General features: G+C 52.4%; 12 protein-coding genes, 1 tRNA gene and 1 pseudogene. All 14 read left to right on the top strand.

Features of this window, described 5'->3' with window-relative positions; genetic code table 11:
* Window positions 1-192: pseudogene (gene tuf, locus R6V78_RS11215) on the top strand (elongation factor Tu); the annotation flags it as partial.
* Window positions 193-213: 21 nt separating this feature from the next.
* Window positions 214-363 carry a 50S ribosomal protein L33 gene (rpmG, locus tag R6V78_RS11220; RefSeq protein ID WP_155303881.1) on the top strand — a complete coding sequence of 50 codons (150 nt, stop codon included), beginning with the start codon at window positions 214-216 and terminating at the stop codon, window positions 361-363.
* 30 nt (window positions 364-393) lie between these two features.
* Window positions 394-470: transfer RNA gene (locus tag R6V78_RS11225), tRNA-Trp, on the top strand.
* 200 nt (window positions 471-670) lie between these two features.
* Window positions 671-913 carry a preprotein translocase subunit SecE gene (secE, locus tag R6V78_RS11230; RefSeq protein WP_410289452.1) on the top strand — a complete coding sequence of 81 codons (243 nt, stop codon included), beginning with the start codon at window positions 671-673 and terminating at the stop codon, window positions 911-913.
* Window positions 914-929: 16 nt separating this feature from the next.
* Entirely contained in the window at window positions 930-1,460 is a 531-nt protein-coding gene (nusG, locus tag R6V78_RS11235; RefSeq protein ID WP_410289453.1) for a transcription termination/antitermination protein NusG, read from the top strand.
* Window positions 1,461-1,527: 67 nt separating this feature from the next.
* Window positions 1,528-1,950, top strand: coding sequence for a 50S ribosomal protein L11 (gene rplK, locus R6V78_RS11240; protein WP_410289454.1), 423 nt, complete (start codon window positions 1,528-1,530; stop codon window positions 1,948-1,950).
* Between the two features lie 86 nt (window positions 1,951-2,036).
* Window positions 2,037-2,741, top strand: a complete 705-nt coding sequence (gene rplA, locus R6V78_RS11245) for a 50S ribosomal protein L1 (RefSeq protein ID WP_410289455.1) — start codon at window positions 2,037-2,039, stop codon at window positions 2,739-2,741.
* Window positions 2,742-3,039: 298 nt separating this feature from the next.
* Window positions 3,040-3,564, top strand: a complete 525-nt coding sequence (gene rplJ / locus R6V78_RS11250; RefSeq protein WP_410289456.1) for a 50S ribosomal protein L10 — start codon at window positions 3,040-3,042, stop codon at window positions 3,562-3,564.
* A gap of 69 nt (window positions 3,565-3,633) precedes the next feature.
* Window positions 3,634-4,023, top strand: coding sequence for a 50S ribosomal protein L7/L12 (rplL, locus tag R6V78_RS11255; RefSeq protein WP_410289457.1), 390 nt, complete (start codon window positions 3,634-3,636; stop codon window positions 4,021-4,023).
* A gap of 141 nt (window positions 4,024-4,164) precedes the next feature.
* Complete coding sequence (gene rpoB / locus R6V78_RS11260) at window positions 4,165-8,250, top strand: DNA-directed RNA polymerase subunit beta (protein ID WP_410289458.1); 4,086 nt, start codon at window positions 4,165-4,167, stop codon at window positions 8,248-8,250.
* 60 nt (window positions 8,251-8,310) lie between these two features.
* Window positions 8,311-12,720, top strand: coding sequence for a DNA-directed RNA polymerase subunit beta' (rpoC, locus tag R6V78_RS11265; RefSeq protein ID WP_410289459.1), 4,410 nt, complete (start codon window positions 8,311-8,313; stop codon window positions 12,718-12,720).
* A 116-nt stretch (window positions 12,721-12,836) separates the two neighbouring features.
* Window positions 12,837-13,208, top strand: a complete 372-nt coding sequence (gene rpsL, locus R6V78_RS11270) for a 30S ribosomal protein S12 (RefSeq protein WP_410289460.1) — start codon at window positions 12,837-12,839, stop codon at window positions 13,206-13,208.
* Window positions 13,209-13,248: 40 nt separating this feature from the next.
* A complete protein-coding gene (gene rpsG / locus R6V78_RS11275) occupies window positions 13,249-13,719 on the top strand; it encodes a 30S ribosomal protein S7 (protein WP_410289461.1) in 471 nt (156 codons plus the stop codon).
* Window positions 13,720-13,844: 125 nt separating this feature from the next.
* The coding region (locus R6V78_RS11280; RefSeq protein ID WP_410289462.1) for a GTP-binding protein at window positions 13,845-14,035 on the top strand (191 nt) is incomplete at its 3' end.

A 14,035-nucleotide genomic window follows, 5' to 3' on the forward strand; every position in this document is an offset into this window, starting at 1 on the left:
TATTTCCGTACGACGGACGTAACCGGGATATTGAATCTGCCGGAAGGTGTGGAGATGGTGATGCCGGGTGACAACGTGGCGATCACGGCCGAACTGATCACGCCGATCGCCATGGAGAAGGAGCTTCGGTTCGCCATTCGCGAAGGTGGCCGTACGGTGGGTGCCGGTGTCGTCAGCGAGATAATTGAATAGTATTCCAAGGAGTGCCCTCAAGTGAGAATAATCATAACACTGGCCTGTACGGAGTGTAAGCGCAGAAATTATACAACGACCAAAAATAAACGCACAACTCCCGATAAGCTGGAGTTCAGCAAGTATTGCCGGTTCTGTAAAAAACATACGCCACACAAAGAAACAAAGTAAGCCGACAATCAGACATTGAAGATTTGCTGCAGGCCAGTAGCTCTAATTGGTAGAGCATCGGACTCCAAATCCGGGTGTTGGGGGTTCGAATCCCTCCTGGCCTGCCACACTTTTGGTTGTTTAAAGCAATGGTGCACATGGTCAGTGACTTAAACAGCCTCAGACGATGCACTTTTGACCAAAATGGGGTATGATGGGACGGTTACTTCGAAAAAAAGATCCAGTCAAAAAGACGAAAAGAACGCAATCTGCGGATGAAGTCGCCCAGGAACCGAATTCCCCTGCTGTCCAGGGAGACGCGTCGCCGGTGGTAAAAAAGGCTTATACCCCGGTAAGTAAGGCTGCGGTTGCCAAAGAAAAGAACTTTTTCGACAAGGGGCTTCAGTTCCTCAGAGAGGTAAAGGTTGAACTGAAAAAAGTCACTTGGCCATCGCGCAAGCAGACCATGGGATCAACGCTGGTGGTGCTGGTTATCGTGACGATCATTTCCCTTTTTCTCGGGATTGTCGATGCAGGCCTTGCCGGCCTGATCAGTGCAGTATTGCAATAACGCAGGAGCGTTTATAGTGGCCAAAAAATGGTATATTGTTCATGTCTATTCTGGATTCGAGAACAAGGTGAAAGCCTCCCTCGATGAAAAGATAGCCTCATCCCCGGACCCGGACAAATTTGAAAAGGTCCTCGTTCCGACCGAGGAGGTCGTTGAACTGGTCAAGGGCAAGCGGAGAACATCGTCGAGAAAGTTTTATCCCGGTTACCTGCTGGTAAAAATGGAACTCGATGATGAAACGTGGCACATCGTGAACAATACGCCCAAGGTGACCGGGTTTCTGGGAGGCAGAGAGAAGCCAACGCCGATATCAGAGGATGAAGCAAATACCATCCTCAACAGGATGGAGGCGGGCAAAAATCAGCCCCAGCCCAAATTCTTTTTTGAAACCGGTGATGAAATTCGCGTCATCGACGGCCCCTTTACCAACTTCAACGGAACCGTTGAGGATGTCAATCCTGAAAAAGGTAAAATCAAGGTATTGGTAAGTATTTTCGGCCGTTCAACACCGGTGGAACTGGATTTCGTCCAGGTAACGAAACTATGACCGTCTCGAGGGCGGTTTGGGGTACGGTTTACATAAACTAACTGAATTTTAAGGGAATCGATCGAAAATGGCTAAAAAGGTAATGGCTCAGATCAAGCTTCAGGTTGAAGCAGGCAAGGCAAATCCATCTCCTCCCATCGGTCCGGCTCTCGGGCAGCACGGCGTTAATATAATGGATTTTTGCAAGACGTTCAACGCTCGAACTGCTAACGATGCGGGTATGATCATTCCTGTGGTCATTACCGTTTTTCAGGACCGCTCTTTTACTTTTATTACCAAAACACCGCCGGCTGCCGTTTTGTTGAAAAAGGCCGCTAAAATCGCCAAGGGTGCCGGCGACCCCAAACGCGATCGCGTGGGCAAGGTCACTTTGGCTCAGGTCGAGGAGATCGCCAAATTGAAGATGGAGGATCTCAACGCCAACGATCTGGCAGCCGCCTGTAAAATTATCAGCGGGACGGCCAGGAGCATGGGCATTGAGGTGGGTTAGTTGAGCCTGGGTGTCGATCCGGAAACAATTCGATCACAGCAAAACCAAGGTGTTGAGCAATAAATTATCAAGGAGTGAAAGTTAAAATGCCGAAGCATGGTAAGAAATACAAGGAATCATCGAGCAAGATCGAGTCCACCAAACGTTACGATTTTACCGAAGCGATCGATGCCGCCATTTCCTGCGCCTACGCAAAATTCGATGAAACCGTCGACGTGGCTGTGCGCCTCGGGGTTGATCCCAGGCATGCCGATCAGATGGTTCGTGGAACCGTTGTTCTGCCCAATGGCCTTGGCAAAGAAGTAAAAGTGCTCGTTTTCGCCAAAGGTGAGAAGGAGACAGAGGCCAGAGAAGCAGGTGCAGAATTCGTCGGCAACGAGGATCTGGTAGAAAAAATCAAAGAAGGCTGGTTCGGATTTGACAAGGCCATTGCAACGCCGGACATGATGGGCACAGTGGGAAAAATCGGCCGTCTTCTTGGTCCCAGGGGCTTGATGCCCAACGCCAAAACCGGTACGGTGACCTTCGATGTAGGCAAGACCGTCCAGGAACTCAAAGCCGGAAAGATAGAATTTCGGGTGGAAAAAGCGGGTATCGTGCAAGCGCCGATGGGCAAAGTCTCCTTCGGATCTCAAAAGATCATAGAGAATATCACCGCATTTCTTGAAATGATTATGAAGTTGAAACCATCTTCCAGCAAGGGAACCTACCTGAAAGGGATTGCCGTGTCCACAACCATGGGACCCGGAATCAAAATCGATACTGCAGTGGTGAAAGATTTTGTGAAATAGGCGGCCTGCTGGCCTCCATTTGATCCTCGTGGCGCCATTTTTTTTAACGGCAGGCCTGAAACGGCCTGCTTAATCACACTGTCAAAGACTGTAGGTTCACAAAGGCCCGTTAGGAAAAGGGACTGCGTGTATAATCGGTTGATGCCGGCCTGCCGAGACGGAGTTGGATCGTTTGATGAGCCCCTCCTATAACGCTACCGTTACCATTCCGGATGTTTTAGAAGGACCTCGCGGAAATCAACGCCATCATCATGTGTCCTCCGGTTTTTGCAGATTAAGGAAGGGGGTGTAACAAACTTTGGATATAAAAAAGAAAAAAAAGATCACTGAAGACCTTCATGGGCGGTTTAACAAGTCAACCCTCGTCATTCTGACTGACTACAAAGGGCTTGACGTCGCTTCGCTGAACACCTTGAGGAGGAAGCTCAGAGATGCCAACACTGAATATCAGGTGGCTAAGAACTCACTTCTCGTGCGTGCTTCGGAAGGCAATGACGTATCTCTGATCAAGGACCACTTCAAGGGGCCCAGCGCCATTGCCTTGAGCTACGCCGATCCCGTCGCACCAGCCAAGGTGCTCACTGATTTTTCAAAGGAGAACAAAAACTTTGAAATAAAAGTGGGTGTGCTCAATGGCAAAATAGTCAGTGCGGACGGAATAAAGGCATTGTCTTCGCTGCCGTCCAGGGAAGTGCTTCTGGCTCAGGTGCTTTCCACCATGAACGCCGTGCCGACTTCACTGGTAACGGCACTGAGCGATGTGCCGCGGCGACTCCTGAATGTGCTTCAGGCCGTCAAGGAACAGAGGGAAGCCCAAGCCTGATTGTGATCCCTATGGGTCAGCGAAATCGAAAAACAGAAAAATATATAAAACCTGGAGGAATAATTACCAATGGCTGATATTACGAAAGCAGATGTTATTGAATTTATTGCTAACATGTCCGTTCTGGAACTCTCTGAGATGGTTAAGGAGATGGAAGAGAAGTTCGGCGTTTCCGCCGCTGCGCCGGTTGCCATGATGGCTGCCGGACCCGCAGGTGATGCCGCTGGTGCAGACGCCGCCGAAGAAAAGAATGAATTCGACGTCATTCTGACCACCACGGGTGACAAAAAAATCGCTGTGATCAAAGAGGTCCGCGCCATTACCGGATTAGGTCTCAAAGAGGCAAAAGCGTTGGTTGATGAAGCGCCAAAACCGGTTAAGGAAGGCGTGCCAAGGGAAGAGGCTGAAAAGATCAAGGCCCAGCTCGAGGAAGCCGGTGCTCAGGTGGAACTTAAGTAAATAAAAACCGGCGCCAATCGCCACAACTACCTACAACATTCTTTTTTCATTATAAAAAGCAGTGAATATGAAAATGGGGTGCAAAGGAGAAAAATCCTTTGATCCCATTTTCATATTCCTAAAACATCTATCGGAGTTGCCATGTCGAAAAGACCAACGGCGAGCAAGAGAATTAGAAAAAGCTTTGGCAAAATCAAGAAAATTGTAGAAATCCCGGATTTGATCGGTATGCAGCGCGATTCGTATCAGCGATTTCTCCAAATGAACGTGGCTCCCGAAAAACGGGAAGACATCGGTTTGCAAGCGGTTTTCAAGTCCGTTTTTCCTATCAAGGACTTTACGGGCAGTGCTTCTCTGGAGTTTGTGTCTTATCGATTTGCTGAAATCAAGCATACCGAGGAAGAGTGCGTTCATCGGGGCATGACTTATGAACTGCCGGTTCGTATAACGGTCCGACTGGTTGTTTACGACACCGACAAGGAAACGGGTGTCTCCAACATACGTGATATCAAAGAACAGGAAATCTATTTCGGTACGATTCCTTTGATGACCGCAAAAGGGACCTTTATTATCAACGGAACGGAGCGTGTCGTGGTGAGCCAGCTGCACCGCTCCTCGGGTGTTTTCTTTGACCATGACAAAGGCAAGAGTCATTCCAGCGGAAAAATCATTTATAGCTCCCGCATCATTCCGGTTCGTGGATCATGGATCGATCTGGAAATCGATCCCAAGGATATTGTCTACATTCGCATCGACCGTCGTCGAAAATTCCCAGTTACCGTATTGTTTAAAGCCTTTGGGTACTCCACCGAAGACCTGTTGAGCTACTTTTACAACACCGAAAAGATCATCTTCGACGGCAGGGATTACTACCGTGGATTCGCCCCTGAAATCCTGAAAGGAACGCGGGCAAGCAAAGACATCGTCGATCCGCAGAGCGGTGATCTCCTCGTCAAGAAAGGACGCATGTTCACCCAGCGTGTCGTCAAGCAGATGGCCGCATCAAATTTTGAACGCGTACCCATCGAGCGCGATGATCTGCTGGACAAGGCCATTGCTTTTTCCGTCACCCACCCGGAAAGCGGGGAGTTGATGGCCCACGCCAATGACGTGGTGGATGAAACCCTGCTGAAACAACTCGAAGATGCCAGCATCAAAGAATTCGAACTGCTGTTTATCGACGGCGCATCCAGCAGCGACTCGATCAGGAAAACCCTCTTGTTGGATAAAGTCGCCACCAAGGAAGAGGCGCTGATCGAAATATACCGCCTGCTCCGTCCGGGAAACCCGGCTACGCCGGAAGTGGCCCAGGATTTTCTCGACCATCTTTTCTTCAAGTCCTCGTATTATGACCTTTCCGGTGTTGGACGGCTCAAGATCAACCTGCGCTTGGGAATCGATACGCCGGTAAACGTCAGAACGCTCCGCAAAGAGGATATTCTGCTTACCGCCAAAACGCTGGTGGAACTGCGGGACACCCAGGGGGTCGTGGATGACATCGATCATCTGGGAAACCGGCGGGTGCGGGCTGTCGGCGAACTGCTTGAAAATCAATACCGGATTGGGCTGGTCCGGATGGAACGGGCCATCAAGGAGCGCATGAGCCTGCAGGAAGTCGATGCCCTGATGCCGCATGATCTGGTAAATCCGAAGCCGGTGTCTGCAGTCGTCAAAGAATTTTTCGGCACCAGCCAGCTAAGTCAGTTCATGGACAAGACCAACCCCTTGTCCGAGACTACCCATAAAAGACGGCTAAGCGCCCTGGGCCCGGGCGGCTTGACCCGGGAGCGGGCCGGCTTCGAAGTCCGTGACGTCCATCCGTCACACTACGGACGCATCTGCCCGATTGAGACGCCTGAAGGTCCCAATATCGGGCTTATCGTCTCCTTGAGCACCTACGCCAAGGTCAATGATTTCGGTTTCATCGAAACCCCCTATCGGGTGGTTGAAAATGCCACGGTATCGAATAAGGTCAAATTTCTAAGCGCCTTCGAAGAGAAAGACCATCCCATTGCCCAGGCCAACGCACCCATTGATGACAACTCCCAATATATCAATCCGACAGTTACCTCACGCGTTGCCGGTGAATTCATGATGGTTGAGCGGGAGCGGATCGAGTTGATGGATATTTCGCCAAATCAGCTGGTAAGCGTTTCCGCGTCGCTGATTCCTTTCCTGGAAAATGATGATGCCAACCGTGCGTTGATGGGTTCCAACATGCAGCGCCAGGCGGTTCCCCTGATCAAGGCCGAGGCGCCGCTGGTGGGTACCGGCATCGAAGGGGTCGTGGCCAAGGATTCCGGCGTCACCATCGTGGCCGAGAGGGACGGGGAAGTGGTCGATGTGGACGCGTCGCGGATTGTGTTGAAACATGAATCATCCGAGACCGACTCCGATAAACAGGTGACCATCTATAACCTTTTAAAATTCGTCCGTTCCAACCAGAACACCTGCTTCAACCAGCGTCCCATTGTCGAAAAAGGTCAGTTTGTCAGAGCCGGTGAGATTATTGCGGACGGTCCGGCTACCGAACAAGGAGAACTTGCTCTGGGAAAGAATGTGACTGTGGCCTTCATGCCCTGGGGCGGGTACAACTTCGAAGACTCCATTCTTGTCAGCGAAAGGCTGGTGCGGGATGGCGTTTACACGTCGGTGCACATCGAAGAATTCGAGGTGGTGGCCCGGGATACAAAACTGGGCAAGGAAGAGGTCACCCGTGACATCCCCAATGTGGGCGAGGAGGCCCTGCGGAACCTTGACGACAGCGGCATCATCCGGCTGGGTGCCGAGGTGAAACAAGGGGACATCCTCGTAGGTAAAATAACTCCCAAAGGGGAGACCCAGTTGTCACCTGAGGAGAAACTGCTCCGGGCAATATTCGGAGAGAAGGCCGGCGATGTCAAAGATACCTCATTGCGGGTGCCGCCGGGAGTCGAAGGCATCGTGATAGATGCAAAGATTTTCTCCCGGCGCGGCGTCGAAAAAGATGAACGCACCCAAGCCATCGAGGCTGCCGAGATGGCTGCCATGGAGAAAAACAAAAACGACGAAATAAAAATCATCGGAGAAGGTGTCCGGTCCCAGTTAGAAACGATGCTGGAAGGACAGAAGTGCTCGGCTCCGTTGAAAAAAGGGAAAAAAGTCTATCTGGCAAAAAATACCCCCATCGAACCGAAAAGCCTGAGCCATATTCCGGTTGCCGATCTGGAGGGGCTGCTTTTCGATGATCCGGTCCTCACCGAGAGGGTATACCAGGTGTTGGATGCATATCGTGCGCAGGTTGCACGCTGCCAGGAGGCGTTTGAGGCTCGGCTGGGGCGCTATGAGAAGGGCGATGAACTGCCTCCCGGGGTGATAAAGATGGTCAAGGTCTACGTGGCCATGAAACGCAAGCTTTCGGTCGGTGACAAGATGGCCGGACGTCATGGGAACAAGGGTGTTGTGTCCAGAATCCTTCCCATCGAAGACATGCCCTACTTTGCCGACGGCAGATCTGTCGATATGGTGCTAAATCCCCTCGGCGTCCCGTCACGAATGAACGTGGGTCAGATTCTTGAAATTCACCTGGGTCTGGCGGCAAAAGGACTCGGCGACCAGCTCAATGATCTGTATGAAGAAAATAAGGTTCAGGAGCTTCGCAAGAAACTCGGCAACATATTCGCCGATGCAGCCGGCAACCTTAAAAAGATGAGCGATAAAGAAGTCAAGCACCTGTCCGCATATTACCGCAACGGTGTTCATATGGCCACGCCGGTATTTGACGGTGCCAAAGAGGATGAGATCAAAAAACTGCTCGTGGAGGCTGGCCTGAGTCCCACCGGGCAGACGACCCTCTATGACGGCCATACCGGAGAGGCTTTCAAGGAAGAGATCACCGTGGGTACCATGTACATGCTCAAACTCCACCACCTGGTCGATGACAAGATTCACGCCAGATCCATCGGACCTTACTCGTTGGTCACCCAGCAGCCTCTCGGTGGCAAGGCCCAGTTCGGCGGTCAGCGGCTGGGTGAGATGGAAGTCTGGGCCATGGAGGCATACGGTGCCGCCCATGCGCTGCAGGAGTTCTTGACGGTCAAGTCTGACGATATGGCTGGCCGTACCCGGATGTACGAAAAAATCGTCAAGGGCCAGAACGTCCTTGAGCCAGGCATACCGGAATCATTCAAGGTGCTCACCAAGGAGCTTCAGAGTTTGGGCCTGGATGTGGCCCTGCTCGAGGATTAATCCGGTGATTTTGACATGCCGTACCTTTGATCATCCTCAAGGCCTTTAAAGGAAATTGTTATGGAAACATTATATGATTTTTTCTCAAAACCGACAGACCCCAGGCGCTATACCGGAGTCAAGGTTTCTCTGGCTTCTTCGGACCAGATCCGGCAATGGTCGCATGGCGAAATAAAAAAACCGGAAACCATCAACTACCGCACATTCAAGCCTGAACGCGACGGACTGTTCTGCGCCAAAATTTTTGGGCCAACGAAAGACTACGAATGTAATTGCGGCAAATACAAGCGGATGAAGCACCGGGGCGTGATCTGCGAGAAGTGCGGAGTCGAAGTAATTCAGTCCAAGGTGCGCCGCGAGCGCATGGGGCACATTGAGCTGGCCACCCCCGTCTCCCATATCTGGTTTTTAAAGAGTCTGCCCAGCAAAATAGGCAACCTTCTTGATATCACGCTTAAGAATATGGAGAAGGTGCTTTATTTCGATTCTTATATTGTTATTGATCCCAAAGATACCGCCCTGACCCGCGGCCAGTTGTTGTCCGATGACAAGTATCAGGAAGCCATCGAAACTTACGGCGTGGGAAAGTTCGAAGCTGGAATCGGTGCCGAGGCAGTCAAGGCGCTGCTGGAAAACATTGAACTGGATGCACTGTACCAGGAGCTGAGAAAAGATATCCGGGCCACCAGTTCCGTGGCCAAGCGTCAGAAACTGTCCAAGCGGCTTAAAATTGTGGATGCCTTCATGCGGTCTGGTCTGGAGCCCATTTGGATGATCATGGACGTCATTCCCGTGCTGCCTCCCGATCTCAGGCCCCTGGTGCCGCTTGAAGGCGGACGCTTCGCCACATCAGACTTGAACGATCTTTACCGGCGGGTCATTAACCGCAATAACCGGCTTAAGCGGCTCATGGATCTGAAGGCGCCCGAAATTATTGTCCGCAATGAAAAGCGGATGCTGCAGGAGTCGGTGGATGTACTTTTTGACAACGGCCGGCATGGCCGGGTTATTACCGGAACCAACAAACGCCCACTGAAATCCTTGAGCGACACCCTGAAAGGCAAGCAGGGCCGTTTCCGTCAGAACTTGCTGGGGAAGCGGGTTGATTACTCAGGCCGCACGGTTATTACCGTGGGCCCGAATCTGCGGCTTCACCAGTGCGGTCTGCCCAAAAAGATGGCGCTTGAACTGTTCAAGCCGTTTGTCTATTACCGGCTGGAGCAAAAAGGTTTGGTTTCAACGGTTAAAAGCGCCAAGAAGATGGTCGAGCGGGAGGTTCCGGAGGTGTGGGACACCCTGGACGAAGTCGTCAAGGAATATCCGGTGATGCTTAACCGCGCGCCAACCCTGCATCGACTGGGCATTCAAGCCTTCGAGCCGACCTTGATCGAAGGCAAGGCGATCCAGCTTCATCCGCTGGTCTGTACGGCCTTCAACGCAGACTTTGACGGAGACCAGATGGCTGTGCATGTGCCGCTGTCCGTGGAGTCCCAGATCGAAGCCCGGGTGTTGATGCTCTCCAGCAACAATATCCTTTCTCCGGCCAACGGCAGCCCCATTATCGTACCCAGCCAGGACATCGTTCTGGGGCTGTACTACATGACCCGTGGAAAAGAGGGCTGCAAGGGTGAAGGCAAGATTTTTTCCAACCCGGAAGAAGTCAGGGCCGCTTATGACGGCCGGGTTGTGGAGTTGCACGCCAACATCGCGGTCCGTATTGACGGTAAACGGATAGAAACAACGGTCGGGCGGATTCTGCTGTGGGAAATCATGCCCAAAGAGGAGGTGGTCCGGCTGCGCCATATTATGGTCAAGGATGAGAAATCCATGACCAGGGTCGCCAAGGCGGCAATGGCCGGTGAAGCGTTCTCAGATCTCGTGGCCGCCCATTCAGAAAGCCCGGATAAAGACAACAACGGTGAAATCGGACTCCTCAGAAAAGATGAGTTCATGCGGGTCTTTGATGCAGGCTCCGACGAGGTGGATCAGCTGTTTGGTCTTTCCGAAGACGACATTTCCGCCGTGATAAACACCGATAATGGAAACCACCTGTTCCAGGTCATGGAACGACGTCCGGAGATTCCCTTCGAAATCATCAACAAGGTGATGGACAAAGGGGCCCTTCGGGGCCTGGTCGACTATGTGTATCGAAATCTCGGCTCGAAAGCCACGGTAATTCTGGCCGACAGGCTCAAGGACATCGGGTACAAGTACTCCACCAAAGGCGGGCTTTCCATATCCATTGATGCCATGATCATCCCCGAGAAAAAAGGGGAGATTCTCAGTCGGGCCGACAAGCAGGTTATCGAGATCGGTCGGCAATACACAGAAGGTCTTATCACCCAGGGAGAAAAGTACAACAAGGTGGTGGATATCTGGGCCAAGGCCACCGATGATGTGGCCAATGAGATGATGGATGCCATGAAGGTGATGCCCCTTTATGACGCTGAGGGTAAACCCAGACTGGATGAATCCGGACAGCCGATGGTGACGGAGAGCTTTAACCCCATTTACATGATGGCTGATTCCGGCGCCCGGGGCAGCAAGGACCAGATGCGTCAGCTGGCCGGCATGCGCGGGCTGATGGCAAAACCTTCCGGTGAAATCATCGAAACGCCCATTCAGGCCAACTTCCGGGAAGGCCTTTCCGTGCTCCAGTACTTCATTTCCACCCACGGTGCCCGCAAAGGGTTGGCCGATACGGCGTTGAAAACGGCCAACTCAGGCTACCTGACCCGCCGCCTGGCAGATGTGGCCCAGGATTGTGCAGTGGTCGAGCACGACTGCGGAACCCTGCTCGGCGTTGAAGTGGAGCCGCTTCTAGAAGGCGGCGAGGTCATTCAGCGTCTCAGTGAACGTATATTGGGACGCACCACGGTAAAGGATATTTTAGACCCGTTTACCGATGAAGTGATTGTCAAGGCCGGCAAGGAACTCGATGAAAAAGAGGCCAATAAAATTGATAACGCCGGGGTTACGACGGTCCTGATTCGTTCCGTCTTGACTTGCCGCACCAAACACGGCGTCTGCGCCAAATGCTACGGACGCGACCTGGCTCATGGAAGAACGGTCGAGATGGGGCAGGCGGTTGGCATTCTTGCCGCCCAGTCCATCGGCGAACCGGGCACCCAGCTCACCATGCGGACCTTCCACATTGGTGGTACGGCCAGTCGTCGGGTCGAACAGGCGGATATTCGTGCACGGACTGCCGGAAAAATAAAATTTGTGGACCTCAATGTGGTCAAAAATGCAGACAATGAACTGGTGGTCATGAACCGCCGCGGCGGTGAGTTTGCGATCGTCGGTGAAACCGGTCGTGAACGAGAGCGCTGTCCGGTTATCTACGGTGCCCATATCGTGGTCAAAGAAGGTCAGTCCGTCAATCCGGGTGATCTGTTGGCTGTCTGGGATCCTTTCACAACGCCCATTATCACCGAGGTTGATGGATCCGTCAAATTTGGCGATCTGGTCCCGGGGAAAACCATTCAGGAGAAGGTCGACCCGGTCACCGGTAAATCGAGTCGAACGGTCATCGAATCCAAAACTGCCGAAGAGCGCCCCCGGATATCAATCAAGGGTGAGGACGGTAAGACGGCGAAGCTTCCCAAAGGGTCGGGGATGGCGCGATACATGCTGCCGGTGGATGCCATTGTCATGGTGGAAGAAGGCGACACGGTAAAAGCCGGAGGCATCATCGCCAAGCTGCCCCGGGCAACCACCAAAACCAAGGATATCACCGGAGGTCTGCCCCGGGTTGCCGAACTGTTTGAAGTTAGAAAACCAAAGGAAGTCGCCGTTTTGAGTGAAATCGATGGCTATGTTTCCATTTCCAAGGCCACCAAAAAAGGCAAGCAACGGGTTACGATCACCCCGGTGGATGTCGGCGAGAAGAAAGAGTACCTGATTCCGCGGGGCAAACATATCAATGTCTACGAAGGGGATTACATCCGTGCCGGCGAACCACTGATCGGTGGCGCCGCCAATCCCCAGGATATACTCAAGATCAGGGGAGAGGTGGCCCTGGCCAAATACCTGGTGGATGAGGTGCAGGAGGTTTATCGGCTCCAGGGGGTGCGCATTAACGACAAACATATCGAAGTGATTGTTCGTCAGATGATGCGTCGCGTAAAGGTAGTGGACATTGGAGACACGGATTTCATTCTGGAGGAGCAGGTGGACAAAATCGCCTTCGAGGAGGCCAATGAGGCCATCATCCTAAAAGGGGGCAAACCTGCAATCGCCGAGCCGCTGATCCTTGGCATTACCAAGGCGTCGCTTAGCACGGACAGCTTTATCTCGGCGGCTTCCTTTCAGGAGACCACCAAGGTCTTGACGGACGCGTCCATTGCCGGTGCCGTAGATTGCCTGCGCGGCCTCAAGGAAAACGTAATCATGGGCCGGATCATTCCCGCCGGAACGGGGGTTGCCGAATACCGTGATCTCTCCGTGGTGGCAAGTAGTCCGAAGTGAAGCCCTGCGGGATAGAAAATTGAAAAATTATCTTGACAATCAAAGGCCTAATCTATACAAAGCCAGTTTCCGTGCGCGATGAAATTTGATGTCAATGATCAGTTGAAGGGGTTAATATGCCAACAATCAACCAGTTAGTGCGTAAGGGTCGGAATCGGGTTGAAAAAAAGACCAATACACCGGCACTTAAATCGGCACCTCAGAAACGAGGGGTGTGTACCCGTGTCTATACATCAACACCGAAAAAGCCGAACTCGGCCCTGCGTAAGGTCGCCAGGGTTCGTTTGACAACCGGTGTTGAAGTGACCGCCTACATTCCGGGCGTCGGGCACAACCTGCAGGAGCACTCGGTGGTGCTGGTCCGCGGTGGGCGTGTCAAGGACTTACCTGGTGTGCGGTATCATATCGTTCGTGGAACATTGGATACCTTGGGTGTGGATGGCCGGCGGCAGGGGCGTTCCAAATATGGCGCCAAGAGACCGAAATAATCTGGCTGATATTCGATTTTAAGACGAAATGGTGTGAGTGATGCCGAGAAGAAGAGAAGTGCCTGAACGGGTGATCATCCCGGATGCCAAATTCAACAGCAAGCTGGTTTCCAAATTTATCGCCTCCATCATGCGTGATGGTAAAAAAAGTGTTGCTGAATCGCTGATCTATGGCGCCTTTGATATCATCAGTGAGAAGACCAACGAGAATCCGGTAAAGATTTTTGAAAAAGCGTTGGAGAACGTGAAGCCCTTCATTGAGGTGAAGTCCCGGCGTGTCGGTGGTTCCACATATCAGGTTCCCACCGAAGTCCGTCCCTCCAGGCGCACAGCGTTGGGTATCCGCTGGGTCATCGGCTTTGCTAAGAGCCGTGGTGAAAAAGGGTTTGGTGCCAAGCTGGCCGGGGAGTTGATGGATGCCGCCAACGGGCGCGGTGCATCGGTGAAAAAACGCGAGGATACGCACAAGATGGCCGACGCAAACAAGGCGTTTGCCCACTACCGCTGGTAACGATCCACTTCCATATATATTATCCGCATTAGGTTTTGAGCGCCGAACAGGCCAGCCGATTGCCTGACGATCAAAGCCTTTTGCCTTGTTGGGGTGACAGTCCCCGCTAACAGGAGGACCCGGAGATGGCGAAGCAAAAATTTGAGAGGACGAAGCCGCACGTAAACGTAGGGACCATCGGGCATATAGACCATGGTAAGACGACCTTGACGGCTGCGATCACGAAGTTATGCGGGATGAAGGGGCTGGCCGATTATGTTCCCTTTGATCAGATTGACAAGGCGCCGGAGGAGAAGGAGCGTGGGATCACCATAGC

This window comes from Desulfosarcina sp. (genome assembly GCF_046496365.1).
Taxonomy (GTDB): domain Bacteria; phylum Desulfobacterota; class Desulfobacteria; order Desulfobacterales; family Desulfosarcinaceae; genus Desulfosarcina.

Coding starts and splice junctions, on each gene's coding strand:
- rplK (WP_410289454.1), top strand. CDS start 1,528: ATGGCTAAAAAGGTAATGGCTCAGATCAAGCTTCAGGTTGAAGCAGGC.
- rpsG (WP_410289461.1), top strand. CDS start 13,249: ATGCCGAGAAGAAGAGAAGTGCCTGAACGGGTGATCATCCCGGATGCC.
- rpoC (WP_410289459.1), top strand. CDS start 8,311: ATGGAAACATTATATGATTTTTTCTCAAAACCGACAGACCCCAGGCGC.
- rpsL (WP_410289460.1), top strand. CDS start 12,837: ATGCCAACAATCAACCAGTTAGTGCGTAAGGGTCGGAATCGGGTTGAA.
- rpoB (WP_410289458.1), top strand. CDS start 4,165: ATGTCGAAAAGACCAACGGCGAGCAAGAGAATTAGAAAAAGCTTTGGC.
- rplA (WP_410289455.1), top strand. CDS start 2,037: ATGCCGAAGCATGGTAAGAAATACAAGGAATCATCGAGCAAGATCGAG.
- rplL (WP_410289457.1), top strand. CDS start 3,634: ATGGCTGATATTACGAAAGCAGATGTTATTGAATTTATTGCTAACATG.